Source organism: Acidobacteriota bacterium (assembly GCA_020853395.1).
Taxonomy (GTDB): Bacteria; Acidobacteriota; Vicinamibacteria; order Vicinamibacterales; family SCN-69-37; genus JADYYY01.
The window spans coordinates 14,618-30,836 of record JADYYY010000001.1 but is presented as its reverse complement, the minus strand read 5'-3'; the positions used below and the strand labels follow the sequence as shown (position 1 = coordinate 30,836).

Sequence of the window (16,219 nt, the reverse complement as noted above, 5' to 3'; positions counted from 1 at the left end):
CTTCCTGCGATGAAGCTCGGCGTCCCGAAGGAAACGTTCCCGGGCGAGCGGCGCGTGGCGCTCGTGCCCGCGGCCGCCGCGCCGCTGAAGAAGCTCGGGATCGAGATCGTGGTCGAGCGCGGCGCCGGCGTGGCGGCCGGCTTTCCCGACGCCGACTATGAGGCGGTCGCGACGCTCGGATCCCGCGCCGACGTGTTCCAGGCCGACGTCGTGACGATGGTCCGCACGCCTGGCGCGAATCCGTCGGCCGGCGCGCCCGACGTCGACCTGCTGCGGCAGGGGCAGGTGCTCATCGGCTTCGCGGAGCCGCTGACCGCTCACGCCGCTATGCAGGCCATCGCGGCGCGGGGAGCGCTGCTGTTCGCGATGGAGCTGGTCCCGCGCATCACGCGAGCGCAGAGCATGGATGCGCTCTCGTCGATGGCGACGATCGCGGGCTACAAGGCAGTGCTGATCGCGGCTGACGTTCTCCCGCGGATGTTTCCGATGTTGAACACGGCCGCCGGCACGGTGGCGGCGGCCAGGGTGTTCGTCGTCGGCGCGGGCGTCGCGGGCCTGCAGGCGATCGCAACGGCGCGCCGGCTCGGTGCCAGAGTCGAAGCGTACGACGTCCGGCCGGCCGTCAAGGAGCAGGTGCAGAGCCTCGGCGCGCGCTTCGTCGAGCTCCCGATCGACGCCGCGGGAGCCCAGGACTCGGGCGGCTATGCCACCGCGCAGAACGAGGCGTTCTACCGCCGGCAGCGAGAGATGATGAGCAAGACCGTGGCGGCGAGCGATGTCGTCATCACGACCGCGGCCATCCCCGGCCGCACGGCTCCCGTGCTGATCACCGGCGATATGGTGGCCGGCATGGCACCGGGATCGGTCATCGTCGACCTGGCGGCCGAGCGGGGCGGCAACTGCGAGCTGACGGTGCGCGACGAGGTCGTCAACCGGCACGGCGTGACGATCCTCGGACCGACGAATCTCGTGTCCGACGTGCCCTACCACGCGAGCCAGCTGTACGCGCGCAACGTGGTCACGCTCGTCCAGCACCTCGTGCGGCGGGACAAGGGCGCGGACGGCAAGGCGACGGGCGCGCCCGCGCTCGCAGTCGACGTCAACGACGAGATTACCCGCGAGTTCCTGGTCACTCGCGACGGCCAAATCGTGCATCCGCGGCTGCGGCAGCCGGTCGGGGTCGGATAGCTCGTGGCCGGCTGGATCCTCCAAAGCCTCGACCCTCCGATCACGTTCCGCCTGCCGCCCGGCAGCGTCCGGACGGTCGGCCGCACCGCCCGTGCGGACTTCATCGTGGACGCGGCGCTGATCTCGCGCATCCACTGCCGGCTCACCGCCGATCGATCCGACCAACTCGTCGTCGAGGATCTGGGGAGCACGAACGGCACCCTCGTCAACGGTGCCCGCGTGGAGCGCGTCATGCTGCGGGCAGGCGACCGGCTGACGATCGGCCGCATCGAGTTCCAGGTGCAGCCCTCGGACTGACCGACCCCGCCACTCGAGCAGACCAGGACGCCTCCGACCCCTCGTCCTCGTGATGGGTGCCAGGCGATCTCGGCGACCGTTCCACCGTCATCCATCTCGCGAAACCGTCGAGCCTGTCCGGCTCCCGGCGACCCCTGGCGCCCACCCGGCGACTTGACCGCGGCAGCCTGCCCAAGGCTGCGCGAGTGACCTCCAGATCCTCTCCGCCGTAAGGCAAATGGTGCTTGGAAAGGCTCAGTGGAGGTCCTGTCAGATGTTGTCAGGAGCTTTCCGCCAATTTCACCGGGACGGCCTCAGCCCTGTTCAGATGATGTGCTGAAGTGTCCAAGCCGCTCTGTTGGACACTGCCCTCCGGGTGAGCCGACGGCCGTGCCGCGTCCCCGGCTTTCGGCCGCCTTCCCGTGGAGCGTGCTCCATCGCGTCGACGGTCGGCATCCGCCGGACGTTCTGGTCACCTGGAAGATCTTCGCCGGATGAAGAAGCCGTTTCCACGGGTTCGCCACAATCGCGACGCTGCCGTGGAACGCCGCGGTGAGCTGGTCCGATACCTGTGGATTGTCGCGCTCCTGGTGGGCGTGACGTTCTGCGTTCTCGACAGCACGGCGCGCTTGCGAGCCGTGTGGGAGGCGACGGATGTGCGGATATTCGGTTCGCCGAGGTTGCAGGAAGACCGCTCCTCCCTCAGCGGCTACGTCGCCAACCAGCACCGCCTCGTTGTCCCTTCGGTCGGCGTGGATGGCTATCACTGGATCATGCAGACCGAGCGCATGGTTGCGGGGACGGAAGATTGGCGGGTGAGGCACGTCGACTACGATCACCCGCCGGATGGACGCGGTGTGGAGTGGGGAGGCTTCCTCCACTGGGAGGTCGCCGCGATGGCATGGCTGGCCACCCACCTGACGACGATCGAGTTGCCTGCGCAGAGCAGGGTGGGCCGCGCTCGCGACTTCATGTTCGGCCCCTACCGCCCGACCGGGCTGCCCATCAATCTCGCGATCGAGCGTGTCGCGCCGTGGACCAACACGGTCACGCTCGTCTTGGTGATCGCGGCCAGCGTGCCGCTCATCGCCTGGCGATTCGGCTCGATGCCCGCGTCGCTGATGGCACTGGGCTTCGTGGCCGTTCATCCGCTGTACGAGTCGTTCAGCGTCGGCTACCTCGACCATCACGGTCTGGCGGCGACGTGGGTTCTCTTCACCATCCTGTTCCTCATCGCGGGCGGCGGCGGGTGGCTGCGCTCGAACCACGCGGACCTCTCGCGCCTCACGCCGGCTGAAGGACGGTTGTGGCACTGGCTGCCGCCGCGCCGGCAGGCGCAGCGCTGGTTCGTGGCGTCGGCGATGGCTGGAGGAACCGGCCTCTGGGAGAGCGCCTCGTCGCAAGCGCCTGTGCTGGTCGCGTTGGGGCTCGGCATCACGATCGGCACGGTGGCGCTGGCTCCCCGGCCCACGGTCGACTCACCGTGGCGATTCGACCCGACGCTCTGGCGGACATGGGGGCTCGTCGGCGCCGCGACGAGTCTCGCCTTCTACCTGCTCGAGTACTTCCCCAGCCACTTCGGATGGAACCTCCAGGTGAATCACCCCTTGTACGCGCTGGCGTGGCTCGGGGGCGGCGACCTGATGTGCCGCATCTGCGAGTGGAGGCTGCGCGGCGGCGTCGCTCCGCACGAGGTCAGCCGGCAGCGCACCGCGCTCCTGATGGTCGCCGACCTGCTGATGCTGGCGGCGCTGCCAGTCACGGTCGCGTTCACGGCGCGAACCACCTTCGTCACCGTCGATCCCTTCCTGTGGCAACTCTGCCGGGACTACATCGTCGAGAACCAACCGCTGCTCGCTCGGCTCGCCGGAATGGATCCGGCACGGCTGCTGGGGCAAATGAGCGCGGTGCTTCTTCTGCCGGTGCTGCTCCTGTTCGCGGTCGTGCTTCTGTTTCGTCGTTCTTCCGCTGGAGGCGTGCCGCAGCTTCCCACGCCTTGGAAGGGCCTGCTCGGCGTCGTCCTGTCGCCGTCGCTCGTGTTGCTGGCTCTTGCGATCCACCAGTCGCGGTGGCTGGCGACAAGCTGCGCCGTCTGGCTCGCGTTGCTCGTCGTGATGGCCTTGCTCTATTCCTCGGTCGGCGTGCATGGCCGAGGCGTCCGGATGGCGTCAGCCGCTTTCGTTGGGCTGCTGCTCGTGCCGTTTCCGGCCTCTGCCATTGCACAGTGGCGTCAGACCGGACTGAAAGCGCCGCTGACGCAGGCCGATCTGACGCAGATCATCACGCGCGACGCCTCGTATCGTCTCCGGCAACGGCTGGGAAGCGAGCCGGGCGTGATCCTCAGCGGGCCGAGCACGACCACATGGATGACGTACTTCGGCGGCTTCAAAGGCCTCGGCACCCTGTATTCGGACAACCTGGACGGGCTGAAGGCCGTCGCCGAGATCTACAGCGCGCCTTCGCCCGAGACGGCGCTCGAGCTGTGCAAGCGACACGGCGTCACGCACATCGCCATCTTCTCGTGGGATGCCTTCGCGCAGGAGTACCCGAAGCTCTGGCACGGGTTGAGCCGCTCGGAGGATGCCCCGCCAGATGCGTTCATCGCGCGGCTCCTGCAGACGGGGAGCCTCCCGAACTGGCTCCGGCCCATTCCGTACGCCATCCCGTCCGACATGGAGCTCGCAACGCAGTATGTCCGGCTGTTCGAGGTCGTACCCGATCAAAGTCAGGAGGAGGCCATCGTTCGTCTCGCGGAGTACTTCCTGGCGACGGACAAGCCGGAAGCCGCGTCGCGGCAATTGCAGCCGCTCCTCACGCGCACGCCCAGCTACCTGCCCGCGCTCGTCTCTCAGGCCCGCGCGCAGTATGCCCGCGGCGAGATCGAGGAGTTCGCGCAGACGGTGGCGCACATTCGCGCCAATCCCGCGAGCGCCGGCCGGATGCATCTCGACGATGCCGTGGCGCTCGCGATGGTGATGGCGTTGGCGAATGACCCGGCCTACGCGCGAGAGCAACTCAGGGCCGCGCTGCGGCATGCAGATGAGCAGAGCATCCGGCGCCTCCTGCCCGGCTCGATCATCAATCTCCTCGGGTTGATGCGGCGGCTGGATCTCGCCACGGAATATGCCCTCGTTCACCGATGGGCGTTCAGCCTGCTGCCCCCGGAAGCCGAGGTGCTGGTCGACCATGGCTGATGCACCAGTGCTCGTCTGTGGGGCGGGCGGATTCATCGGCGGACACCTCGTGCGTCACCTGCTCGAGCAGGAGTCTCGCGCGGTTCGAGCGGTGGATCTCAAACCGTTCCAGGAGTGGCACCAGCGTCACCCGGCTGCGGACAACCGCCGGCTCGACCTGCGATCGAGAGAGGCCTGCGATGAGGCGGTACGTGGCGTGGCTGACGTGTACAACCTCGCCTGCGACATGGGCGGCATGGGCTTCATCGAGCACAACCGGGCGCTCTGCATGCTGAACGTGCTCATCAACACCCACCTGTTGATGGCCTCCGCCGAGCTCGGCGTGCGGCGGTACTTCTTCGCCTCGTCGGCCTGCGTGTACAACGCGACGCGCCAGAGCACACCGAACGGGCCGCCGCTGAGAGAGAGCGACGCCTACCCGGCCATGCCGGAGGATGGGTACGGCTGGGAGAAGCTGTTCAGCGAGCGGATGTGCCGCCATTTCCGCGAGGACTTCGGCCTGGAGACGCGTGTGGCGCGGTATCACAACATCTACGGCCCGCACGGGACGTACGAGGGCGGGCGCGAAAAGGCGCCGGCGGCCGTGTGCCGCAAAGTCATCACGGCGAAGCTCGTCGGCGAGGACTCGATCGAGATCTGGGGCGACGGTCGGCAGACTCGGAGCTTCACCTACATCGACGACTGCATCCACGGCACGCGCCTGCTCATGGAGAGCGACGTCGCCGAACCGTTGAACATCGGAAGCTCCGAGTCGGTGACCATCAACGAGCTGGTGGACCTCGTCGAAGACATGGCGGACGTCAGGCTTCTCCGCCGATACGACCGGACCGCGCCGCACGGCGTCTTCGGCCGCAACAGCGACAACAGCCGGATTCAGACGCTGCTCGGATGGCAGCCGTCGACGCCGCTCCGCGAGGGAATGGCGTGGACGTTTCGCTGGATCCACGACCAACTCGTGTCGCGCGGGCCTGCCGGTGCAATCCGCGCTGGTGCGGGCCCCGCCCATCGCTCGATCAGATAGCCGTGAAGTCGACCACCCTGTACTTGTTGTCCTACAACGAGCGAGAGGCGCTCGAGAAGCTGATGCCGCTCATCCCGCTGTCCCTGTTCGATCGCGTGGTCGCGATCGATCCGGGATCGTCCGACGGCACGCTCGAGCTCTACAAGGACGCCGGCATCCCCTGCGTCATCCAGCCGAACAAAGGCCGGGGCAACGCCTTTCTCCACGCCCAGAGTCTCTGCGACACCGAGCGGCTCGTCTTCTTCAGCACCGACGGGAACGAGGATCCGAACGATCTGCCGAAAATCCTCGCATTTCTCGATCAAGACTACGACATGGTCATCGCCGGCCGCTTCGTGCTCCCGGGGTCGTGCAGTGACAACAGCGACGACCGGTTCTTGATCCGGCGCTACGGCAGCATGACCTACAGCGCGATCGCGCGGTTGGTCTGGCGGACTGGTGTGTATGATGCCTGCAACGGGTTCCGGGGCTACAAGCTGGAGTCCATGAAGCGCATGCGGCTGGATGCGCCGCTTCATGAGATCGAGATCCAGAGCACCATTCGCGCGGCGAAGCTCGGGATGCGGGTGAAGGAGTTTCCGACCCACGAGCTGCGGCGGCTGGGCGGGGCCCACAAGAGGACGGCTGCGACGTTCACCTTGGCGTGGCGAACGGGCGCATCGGTCCTGCGGGAGCTCGTCGTCAATCCCTGATGGACACGAGAGATCGGTGGCCTGACCGTGATCACGCTCATCAATCATCAGGGTCTCAAGACCGCGAGCGGCCTGCAGATTCAGACGCCGTCGCCGTCGCTCGGTCTCGCGTACATCGGCGCGTTCCTCAAGAGGCACGGCTACACGTACACCGCCATCGACGCCTGCGGTGAGGCGCTGGATCGGATCCGCCCGTATCGGAACATCCGCAGCGAACCGATCCTGATCCAGGGACTGACGGTCGACGAGGTCGTGGCGCGCGTCCCGATGAGCACGCGGGTCTTTGGGTTCACGTGCCTGTTCAGCCATTGCTGGCCGCTCGTGGTGGATCTCGCGCGCGCGCTGCGTCCGCGGTTTCCCGGCGCCCTGTTCGTCGCGGGCGGCGAGCATCCCACCGCTCTGCCAGAGAGCGTCCTGGCCTCACGGCTGTTCGACGTCGCGGTCCTCGGCGAGGGCGAAGAGACCTTTCGAGAGCTGGTCGAGCGCGTCGACGCCGGCCGCTCGTGGCGCGACGTCGCCGGAATCGCCTATTCGGCGCCTGACGGCTCCGTTCTCTCGACGCCGGCGCGGCGGCGCATCACGGAGATCGACGACCTGCCGTATCCCGATTGGGATGCATGGAGCATCGAGGCGTACATCGCCGCGCACCAGGTGACCGGCGTCAACCTCGGACGATCGATGCCGATCCTCGGCAGCCGAGGGTGCCCGTTCGAGTGCACGTTCTGCTCGAACCCCGACATGTGGACGCAGCGCTACGTGATGCGCGATCCCGTGCGGCTGGTCGACGAGATGGCCCACATGCAGGCCCGGTACAACGTCACCGGCTTCACCTTCATGGATTCCACTTTCGTCGTCAACCGCAAGAAGACGCTGGACTTCGCGAACGAGCTCTTCCGCCGGAATCTCGGCATCCACTATCAACTCCCGGCCGGCACGCGGTGCGAGGCGTTCGACGCGGAGCTGGCCGTGGCGCTCGACCGATCGGGCTTGAGGAACTTTGCGTTCGCGCCGGAGTCGGGCGACGAGCGGACGCTGAAAGCGGTGAAGAAGCAGGTGAGCCTGCCTCGCCTGCTCGAGGCGGTGCGCGTCGTCCTTCGTACGAGGATGACCGTGGCGTGCTTCTTCGTCATCGGCTTCCCGGAAGACACGCGCTCGGGCATGCGCCGCACCCTGCAGCTCATCCGGAAGCTGGCCGTAATGGGCGTGCACGATGTGACCGTGGCCAAGTTCACACCCTATCCAGGTACGGCCTATTTCAGACAGCTCTTTCCCGGTAAGGAGCTGGACGCGGCGGCCGACGAGCTCGAGAGCGTCGTCGACTTCTACTCGAGCCGCGGCAAGTCGTACACGCCGAACGTCTCGCCGCGCGAGCTGTACCTCAGGATGATCTGGATGTACACGAACTTCTACGTCATCTCGTTCGTCATGCGTCCGGGGCGGGTGGCCAGGAACTTCTGGCAGTACTTCCACGAGGGGATCGAGAACGCGCGGTACATGCGGTTCTTCAGCGAGATCTGGTACCTGCGGCGGAAATGGAACCGGTCGCGCAGCTTGTCGGGATAGCACGTGCGCCGGCGAACGCGGAACGGGACAGCCCGCAGCCGGCGTGATTCTCCAGAGTTCCGACACGCCGATCACGTTCGGCCGCCCCATCGCCGATCGATTCGACCCGCGAGTCGTCGAGAGCTTGGAGAGCACGAACGGCCGCCGCGGCGCGCGCGCCGCGGCGGGCGACCGGAACGATCGGCCGCATCGAAGTGGAAGCACAGCCCACCCAGGCGCTAGCGCCCTGCCGTCAGAAACGGGTTCGTCCGGCGTTCGACGCCGACCGTGGTGACAGGGCCGTGCCCGGAGTGCACGACCGTGTCGTCCGGAAAGGCGAACAGGACGTCGCGGATCGATCGAATCAGCGTCTCGTGGTCGCCGCCGGGCAGATCGGTGCGGCCGATCGAGCCCGCGAAGAGCGTGTCGCCGACGAAGAGCTCGCGCGCGGTGGTTCCGGCACGTCCGATCGCCAGGCACACGCCTCCTGGACAATGCCCGGGCGTGTGCAGGATCTCCACGACGTAGCGTCCGAACGTGAGCGCGACGCGAACGTCGTAGAAGGCGTCCACGGGCGGCGCGGGCGGCAGCACGAGGCCGAACATCACGCCCTGCTGGACGAGCGCATCGTACAGGAACAGATCGTCCCGATGGAGCCAGACGTCCACGCCCAACGCCGTCTTGGCGCGCGCGACGCCCGTGATGTGGTCGAGGTGCGCGTGCGTCAGCAGGATGTGCCTGACGGTCGTCCTGGAGGAGCGGGCTGCGGCCAGCAGCTCGTCGACTTCGTCGCCGGGATCGACGAGCACGCCTTCCCGCGTTTCCTCGCACGCGACGAGATAGCCGTTCTTGAAGAACGGCGGCACCGCTGCGGTCGTGACGATCATCTGGCGGCGCCGCGCCACGCGGGCACCCGCGCGCTCACGACCGGCTCTTCGGCTGCGCGGGCCGGATCTCGATCCTGCTCGGCAGGCTCCGGCCGGGATGGCGGAAGAGGTCCATCACGGCCTCGGCGACGTCGTCTGGCGACAGCTTCCAGGCGTCCTCCGGCGTGACCATCCGCCCCGAGAACTCGGTCGCGACCGAACCCGGCATGACCACCGTCACACGGATGCCGTCGTAGCGGACTTCCTGCATCAGCGCTTCGCTGAACGCAATGACCGCCGCCTTGGACGCGCAGTACGCGGCGCCGCCGGCGAACGGGTTGCGGCCGGCCAGGCTCGCGATGTTCACGATCCAGCCGCCGCCGGCGCGCCGCATCGCCGGAATCACCGCGCGCGTGCAATAGAACGCGCCGGTCAGGTTCGTGTTCATCACGCGGTGCCAGTCGGCATCGGTCATCGCGGCCACTTCGCTGAACACGCCGATGCCCGCGTTGTTGACGAGCGTGTCGATTGCGCCGAACCGGCTGACGGCCTCCTGCACGGCGCGGTCGACCGCGACCGGATCGCGGACGTCCGCGAGCGCGCCCGCGACGTCGTCGGGCCGGCCGCTGTCTTCGCCCAGCACGCGCACGGCCTGTTCGATCCGGCCGGTATCGACGCCCGTGATCATCACCCGCCCGCCGGACGCGAGGATCGCCCTCGCAATCGATCGTCCGATCCCGCGCGTTCCACCCGTGGCAATCGCTCGACGCATCGCACCTCCGGCCCCTTTAGAATACCGCCATGTCGTTCGTCGCCATTGTCGGCGCGGGCCCGATCGGCGCGGCGATCGCGCATCGATTGACGCAGCGGCCGCAGCCATCGCCCACCATCGTGCTCATCGACGCCGCCGATGCGATCGCGGCCGGCAAGGCGCTCGACATCCGCCAGGCGGGCCCCATCGAAGGATCCGACACGCCGGTCACCGCCACGCCGGACGTGCTCGCCGCGTGCGGCGCTTCGGTCGTCGTGATGGCCGACGACATCAAGGACGGCGAGTGGACCGGCGACCGGGGATTGACGCTGATTCGACGCCTCGTGCGCGCGGGCACGTCGGCCGCCTTCGTCTTCGCAGGGCCGCAGCAGACGCCGTTGATGGAAGCCGTCCATCGCGATCTGTCCGTTCCGGCGGCGCGGCTGGTCGGCAGCGCTCCGGCAGCCATCGTCGGCGCCGTCCAGGCCCTTGCTGGACTCGAACTGAACGCCGCCGGCGTGCAGGTGGCCGTCGTGGGCCGGCCGCCGGAGTTCGTGATCGGCTGGTCGAGCGCGTGCGTCGGAGGATCCTTGCTGACCGATCGCATCCCGCCGCATCGCCTGGCGGCGATCGGCCGGTCGGTAGCGAGGCTCTGGCCCGCAGGCCCCTACGCGATCGCATCTGCGACGGCGCGCATCGTCGAAGGGCTGATATCGGGGAGCCGCGTCCCGATTCCGGGAACGGCCATCATCGACGACGGCGTCGAGGCGCGCGGAGCGGGCGTCCTCCTGCCGCTCGAGCTTGGACGTCTTCGTGTGCTCAGCCGGCTCCCGCCTTCGCTCAGCCCGCAAGAGCGCACGCAGCTCGTCAACGGTCTGGGCGTCGCCGGCTGACGACGTCCGCGGTCTACAATCCGGCTGTGCCGCCGCTCCGCCTGATGGCCGTGCTGGCTCATCCCGACGATGAGACGCTCGGGATGGGAGGGACGCTGGCCAAGTACTCCGCCGAGGGCGTCGAAACGGCGATTGTCGTGGCCACGCGCGGCCAGCGAGGGCGTTACCGCGGCCATCGCGACCCTCCGGAGCATCCCGGCCCGGACGCGCTCGGCCGCATCCGCGAAGCCGAGTTACGTGCTGCCGCCTCGATCCTGGGGATCCGCGACGTCACCGTGCTCGACTATCAGGATCAAGAACTTGACCGAGCGGATCCGCGCGAGGCCATCGCGCGAATCGCCGCCGAGCTGCGGCGAGCTCGCCCGCACGTCGTGGTCACGTTTCCGCCGGACGGCGCGTACGGCCATCCCGATCACATCGCGATCTCGCAGCTCGCATCGGCGGCCGTCGTCGGCGCGGCAGACCACGCGTTCGATGCCGGCAGCGCCGTCGCTCCGCACCGGGTGGACAAGCTGTACTACATCGCTTGGCCGCAGTCGACCTGGGACGTCTACGAGGAAGCCTTCCGGCGCCTCGTCTCCACGGTCGACGGCGTCGCCCGCCAGGCGATCCCGTGGCCCGACTGGCAGTTGACCACGGCCATCGACACGCGCGCCCACTGGCAGCGCGTGAGGCAGGCGGTGGCCTGTCACGAATCGCAAGTCACGGCGTACGAAGGCCTGCAGCGTCTCTCGCCTGAGCGTCATGAGGCGCTCTGGGGCTCGCAGTCCTTCTATCGTGTGTTCAGCTTCGTCAACGGAGGACGCGCGGTGGAACACGATCTCTTCGAGGGCGTGCGATGAACGGCGGCGAGGGCCGCGGGGCACGTCGCGCGCCGCTCGCGATGAGCGCGGACGAGTTCCGCGCCGCGGCGCATCGGCTCGTCGACCTGCTGGCCGACGAGTTGGCCAGGATCCCCGGACGTCCCGTCACGCACGACGAGCGCCCATCGTCGGTGCGAGAGGCGCTGGATCTCGACCGTGCGCTGCCGCGTCAGGGCACGGACGCAGCGGAGCTGCTCGCGCGGGTCACGCCGGCACTCTTCGAGCACTCGCTGTTCAACGCACACCCGAGGTTCTTCGGGTACATCACGGCGCCACCGGCGCCCATCGGCATTCTGGGCGATTTCCTGGCGTCGGCCCTCAATCCGAACGTCGGGAGCTGGCGCCTGTCTCCGGCGGCGAGCGAAGTCGAGGCCCAGACGGTCCGGTGGATCGCGGAGCTCATCGGTGCGAGCCCGGCGAGCGGAGGCTTGCTCGTCAGCGGCGGCAACATGGCGAACTTCGTCGGGTTCTTCGCCGCGCGCGCAGCCCGCGCGCCGTGGGACGTCCGCGCGCAGGGCACGGGCCGGCGACCGCTTCGCGTGTACGCCTCCCGTGAGACGCACACCTGGATTCAGAAGGCAGCGGATCTCTCGGGCCTCGGCACCGATGCGATTCGGTGGGTGCCCACCGGCGCCGATCTGCGAATGGATCTCGCCGCGCTGACGGCAGTGCTCGCCCGCGATCGGGCCGCCGGCGACATCCCGTTCCTGGTCGTCGGCACCGCGGGGTCGGTGAGCACCGGCGCGATCGATCCGCTCCGGGAATTGGCGCAACTGTGCCACGACGAACAACTGTGGTTTCACGTGGACGGCGCGTACGGCGGCTTCGCGGCAGCCGCCGTCGATGCGCCTCCGGACCTTCGCGCGCTCGCCTCGGCGGACTCGGTCGCCGTCGACCCGCACAAGTGGCTGTACGCGCCGCTCGAAGCCGGCTGCGCACTCGTCCGCGACCCGGACGATCTCCGGCGCGCCTTCTCGTATCACCCGCCGTACTACCACTTCGACGAGCACGTCACGAACTACGTCGACTACGGGCCGCAGAACTCGCGCGGGTTCCGCGCCCTCAAAGTGTGGCTCGCTCTGCAACACGCGGGCGCCGACGGCTACCGTCGCATGATCAGCGACGACATCAGCCTCTCGCGTACGCTCGCCGACGCCGTGGCCGCGGACGAAAGCCTGGAGCTCGTCACGCAGTCGCTCAGCATCACGACCTTCCGGTTCATCCCACCGGACCTGGGGGCCAGGCGCGGCGAACGGGCGGTCGCGGAGTACCTCAACCAGCTCAATGAAGCCCTGCTCGACGATCTGCAGCGCTCGGGGCGGGCGTTCGTTTCGAACGCCGTCATCGGAGACCGCTACGTGCTGCGCGCCTGCATCGTCAATTTCCACACCGGGCACGACGACGTCCTGGCGCTGCCGGGGATCGTCACGGCGGCCGGCGCATCGATTGACGGAGCGCTGAGACCCGCCGCGCTCCGGCGCGAGCAGGCTACGTGAACACGCGCTGCATGCCGTCCACGATCGCGCGCTCGACGTCGGCCATCTCCACCTGACGGCCGAGCACGCGCTCGAGCGACGTCACGCCCCGATCCGTGATGCCGCACGGCACGATCAGGTCGAAGTGCTGCAGGTCGGTGGCGACGTTGAGCGCGAAGCCGTGCGAGGTGATCCAGCGGCTGATCCGCACGCCGATGGCCGCGATCTTGGCTTCCTGTCCCGCCGGTCCGACCCACACGCCGCTTCGCCCCTGAACGCGCCCGCCCGCCACGGCGAATGCACCCAGCGCGATGATCAGCGCTTCTTCGAGATCGCGCACATAGCGATGGACGTCGCAGCGATCCGGCCGGAGATCGAGAATCGGATATCCGACGAGCTGCCCGGGCCCGTGGTAGGTGACGTCCCCGCCCCGGCCTGCGTCGGCGACCACGACGCCGAGCTCGGCCAGCCGCTCGGGCGACGCCGTGATGTGTTGGGGGCCCGTCCGGTTCCTGGCGCCCAGGGTGATCACCGGAGGGTGCTCGACGAGCAGCAGCGTGTCGCCGATCGTGCCCGACCGCCGTGCCTCCACGAGCTGGCGCTGGAGGACGAGCGCTTCGTCGTAAGGCAGGAGGCCCAGCCGGCGAACGTCGAGCGAGCGGTGCTCTTCCACGCCGCGTTAGAGCTGTGACGCGTCGAAGCCTTCGATCCGGCTCTTGATCGTCTGAAGGAACCTGGCGCCCTCCGCGCCGTCGATGAGCCGGTGGTCGTGGCCGAGCGTGAGATAGCACATCGGCCGCACGGCCACGGCATCGTCCACGACGACGGCGCGCTTGTCGACGGTGCCGACGCCGAGGATCGCGACTTGCGGCTGGTTGATGATCGGCAGACCGAACACCGCGCCGAACACGCCGGGATTGGTGATCGTGAACGTGCCATTCTGCACGTCGTCCACCTTGAGCTGCTTCGCGCGGGCGCGGGCGGCCAGATCCTGGATCGCCCGGCACAGTTCCATCATCGACAGCCGATCCGCGTGCCGGATGACCGGCACGATCAGCCCCTGTTCGAGCGCGACGGCGATGCCGAGATGGATGTCGTGCTTGTAGACGATGGTCTCGCCGTCCACCGACGCGTTCGCCCACGGGCACTCGCGAAGCGCCTCGACGGTCGCGCGCGCGATGAAGGCCGTGTAGGTCAGCCGCGTGCCCGCCGACTCGTACTCGGCCCGGCGCGCCGCGCGAAGCGCGTCGACCCGGCTGAAATCGACCTCGAACGCCGAGTACACATGAGGAGCCGTCTGCACGCTCGCCAGCATGTGCTCGGCGATCTTCCGCCGCATCACCGACATCTTCTCCAGCCGGACGTTGTCGCCAGGCTGGTAGGCCGGCGGCAGCGACGGACGGGCTCGGGTGCGACCGCGCTCGATGTACGCCTCGATGTCGCGCCGGGTCACGCGTCCCCTGATGCCGGTCCCGGTGAGCTGACCGATGTCGATCCCGCGCGCCTGCGCAATCTTCCGGACGACGGGCGACGATCGGGTTCGGAGCCGGTCATCGGCAGAGACGGCTCGGAGCGGCGCTGCCGTGAGCAGCGAGACCGTCGCGCCAGGCGCTCCGGCCCCCGCGCCGGACGTCTCGGCCGGCGGCGGCACTGGCGCAGAGCGCGCACCCGGCGCCGTGCTCATCGCGGGCGGCACGCGTTGCCCCTCCGTCCCGATCACGGCGACGACGGAGTGGACCGGCACCGTCTCGCCCTCCGCCACGCGGATTTCCAGGACGACGCCGGCGTCGGGCGAGGGGATCTCGGCATCCACCTTGTCGGTCGAGATCTCGAAGAGCGGTTCGTCCTTCTCGACGGCATCGCCGACCCGCTTGATCCAGCGGACGATCGTTCCTTCGGCGACCGATTCGCCCATCTGCGGCATCAGGACGTTCGCGGCTCCGGGCACGTGCGGCCTCACAGGTGAATGGCGCCGCCGTGCAGCGCGTACGCGGCTTCGCCGATGGCCTCCGACATCGTCGGATGCGCGTGCACGACCCGGGTGAGCTCCTCGGCGGTGGACTCGAGGCGGATGGCGACAACCGCCTCGCCAATCAGCTCCGTCGCGCGGGGACCGACGATGTGCACGCCAAGGACCTGATCGTACTCCGCGTCGGCGACGATCTTCACGAAGCCGTCCGTCTCGCCGGCGAGCTTCGCCCGGCCGAGGGCGGAGAAGGGGAAGGTCCCCACCCTGACTTCGCGGCCGCGCGCGGCCGCTTCGGCTTCGGAGAGACCGACACTGCCGATTTCCGGATCGCAGTAGGTGGTCACCGGCACCTGATCGTAGTCGAGCGGCTGCGGCTCGCGCCCGGCGAGGCGTTCCGCGACGAGAATCCCCTCGGCCGAGGCCACGTGCGCGAGCTGCGGGTGCCGCCGGCCGCGAATCGCGATCACGTCGCCGATCGCCGAGACGCCAGGCACGGCGGTGCGATACCACTCGTCGACGGGAATGAACCCGTCCTCCAGGGCGATCCCGACCGCTTCAGCGCCCAACCCGTCGGTGACCGGCCGGCGCCCGGCCGCGACGAGGAGCGTCTCCACGGTGAGCGTGACGATCGCGCCCGCGGCGTCCTTCAACTGGAGATGCGCGCGATCGGCCTCCACCCGCGCCGACTCGATCGTGGTGGACGTGCGCACCCCGATGCCGCGCTTTCTGAACGCGCGCTCCAACAGCGCCGACACCGCCTCGTCCTCTCCCGGCACGAGGCGCGGCTGCAGCTCGATGAGCGTCACGTCGCTGCCGAGCTGACGGAAGATCGACGCGAACTCCACGCCCACGGCGCCGCTGCCGACGATCGCCACAGACGACGGCACCGCCGAGAGATGAATGGCCTCGTCGCTCGTAATGACGATCCGGCGATCGATCTCGATGCCGGGAAGCGGCCGCGGGGCCGATCCCGTGGCGATGACGACCTCGCGCGCCGACAGCTCGCGCGGCGCGTCGCCGGCGACTTCGATCAGACCCGGCGCCGCGAACCGGCCGGTTCCGCGCACGACGTCGATCCTGTGCTTGCGGCACAGGTACTCGACGCCCTTCGTCAGCCCGGCGACGATCGCGTTCTTCCGCTCGTGCACGCGGCCGAGGTCGATCGACGGCTCGCCCGTGCCGCCGCCGAAGCGGATCCCCCAATCGGCGGCATGCCGAGCCCGCGTGAACGCGTGCGCGTGCTCCACGAGCGCCTTGGTCGGAATGCAGCCCAGGTTCAGGCACGTGCCGCCGAGCGCCGGCTGACGTTCGACGAGCGCAGTCTTCAACCCGAGCTGGGCCGCACGAATGGCCGTGACGTAGCCACCCGTACCAGACCCGATGACGACGAGATCGTAGCCTTCGGCCACCGAAGCACTCCCGGCACGCATGGCGGGCGTCACGACGTCGCGCGCCGGCATGCGGGCGGCGTTCAGTGTACTGCGAGCAA

General features: G+C 68.7%; 14 protein-coding genes. 9 read left to right on the top strand and 5 right to left on the bottom strand.

Going from position 1 to position 16,219, the window contains the following annotated elements; genetic code table 11:
* The first annotated feature begins 9 nt into the window (after positions 1 to 9).
* The 6 genes from IT184_00130 to IT184_00105 all read left to right on the top strand — a co-directional run bounded on the left by IT184_00130 (position 10) and on the right by IT184_00105 (position 7,934).
* The gene (locus tag IT184_00130; GenBank protein ID MCC7007201.1) at positions 10 to 1,188 is read left to right on the top strand and encodes a Re/Si-specific NAD(P)(+) transhydrogenase subunit alpha; all 1,179 of its coding nucleotides are present in this window, start codon (positions 10 to 12) and stop codon (positions 1,186 to 1,188) included.
* A gap of 3 nt (positions 1,189 to 1,191) precedes the next feature.
* Positions 1,192 to 1,485, top strand: coding sequence for an FHA domain-containing protein (locus tag IT184_00125; GenBank protein MCC7007200.1), 294 nt, complete (start codon positions 1,192 to 1,194; stop codon positions 1,483 to 1,485).
* 473 nt (positions 1,486 to 1,958) lie between these two features.
* Positions 1,959 to 4,658 carry a hypothetical protein gene (locus IT184_00120; protein MCC7007199.1) on the top strand — a complete coding sequence of 900 codons (2,700 nt, stop codon included), beginning with the start codon at positions 1,959 to 1,961 and terminating at the stop codon, positions 4,656 to 4,658.
* A complete protein-coding gene (locus IT184_00115) occupies positions 4,651 to 5,679 on the top strand; it encodes an NAD-dependent epimerase/dehydratase family protein (protein MCC7007198.1) in 1,029 nt (342 codons plus the stop codon). Before IT184_00120 ends, IT184_00115 begins: the two co-directional genes overlap by 8 nt.
* Positions 5,680 to 5,681: 2 nt before the next feature.
* Entirely contained in the window at positions 5,682 to 6,371 is a 690-nt protein-coding gene (locus IT184_00110) for a glycosyltransferase family 2 protein (protein ID MCC7007197.1), read from the top strand.
* A gap of 27 nt (positions 6,372 to 6,398) precedes the next feature.
* The gene (locus IT184_00105) at positions 6,399 to 7,934 is read left to right on the top strand and encodes a B12-binding domain-containing radical SAM protein (protein ID MCC7007196.1); all 1,536 of its coding nucleotides are present in this window, start codon (positions 6,399 to 6,401) and stop codon (positions 7,932 to 7,934) included.
* Positions 7,935 to 8,152: 218 nt separating this feature from the next.
* Here the strand turns inward: IT184_00105 and IT184_00100 are convergent, their stop codons facing one another.
* Positions 8,153 to 8,818 carry an MBL fold metallo-hydrolase gene (locus IT184_00100; GenBank protein ID MCC7007195.1) on the bottom strand — a complete coding sequence of 222 codons (666 nt, stop codon included), beginning with the start codon at positions 8,816 to 8,818 and terminating at the stop codon, positions 8,153 to 8,155.
* A gap of 16 nt (positions 8,819 to 8,834) precedes the next feature.
* Entirely contained in the window at positions 8,835 to 9,551 is a 717-nt protein-coding gene (locus IT184_00095) for an SDR family oxidoreductase (protein MCC7007194.1), read from the bottom strand.
* Between the two features lie 29 nt (positions 9,552 to 9,580).
* Here IT184_00095 and IT184_00090 point away from each other — a divergent pair, with 29 nt between their 5' ends.
* The 3 genes from IT184_00090 to IT184_00080 are packed head-to-tail and all read left to right on the top strand — an operon-like array spanning position 9,581 to position 12,782.
* Positions 9,581 to 10,423: a hypothetical protein gene (locus IT184_00090; protein MCC7007193.1), complete on the top strand. Its 843-nt coding sequence runs from the start codon at positions 9,581 to 9,583 to the stop codon at positions 10,421 to 10,423.
* A gap of 26 nt (positions 10,424 to 10,449) precedes the next feature.
* Positions 10,450 to 11,265 carry a PIG-L family deacetylase gene (locus IT184_00085; GenBank protein MCC7007192.1) on the top strand — a complete coding sequence of 272 codons (816 nt, stop codon included), beginning with the start codon at positions 10,450 to 10,452 and terminating at the stop codon, positions 11,263 to 11,265.
* Complete coding sequence (locus tag IT184_00080) at positions 11,262 to 12,782, top strand: aminotransferase class V-fold PLP-dependent enzyme (GenBank protein ID MCC7007191.1); 1,521 nt, start codon at positions 11,262 to 11,264, stop codon at positions 12,780 to 12,782. The genes IT184_00085 and IT184_00080 overlap by 4 nt, the downstream gene beginning before the upstream one ends.
* Here IT184_00080 and lipB read toward each other — a convergent pair.
* The 3 genes from lipB to lpdA are packed head-to-tail and all read right to left on the bottom strand — an operon-like array spanning position 12,775 to position 16,160.
* Positions 12,775 to 13,434, bottom strand: a complete 660-nt coding sequence (lipB, locus tag IT184_00075; protein MCC7007190.1) for a lipoyl(octanoyl) transferase LipB — start codon at positions 13,432 to 13,434, stop codon at positions 12,775 to 12,777. The two genes, IT184_00080 and lipB, sit on opposite strands and share 8 nt — an antisense overlap.
* 6 nt (positions 13,435 to 13,440) lie before the next feature.
* The gene (locus tag IT184_00070) at positions 13,441 to 14,685 is read right to left on the bottom strand and encodes a 2-oxo acid dehydrogenase subunit E2 (protein ID MCC7007189.1); all 1,245 of its coding nucleotides are present in this window, start codon (positions 14,683 to 14,685) and stop codon (positions 13,441 to 13,443) included.
* Between the two features lie 32 nt (positions 14,686 to 14,717).
* On the bottom strand, positions 14,718 to 16,160 hold the full coding sequence (lpdA, locus tag IT184_00065; GenBank protein MCC7007188.1) for a dihydrolipoyl dehydrogenase: 1,443 nt from the start codon (positions 16,158 to 16,160) through the stop codon (positions 14,718 to 14,720).
* Positions 16,161 to 16,219 lie beyond the last annotated feature (59 nt).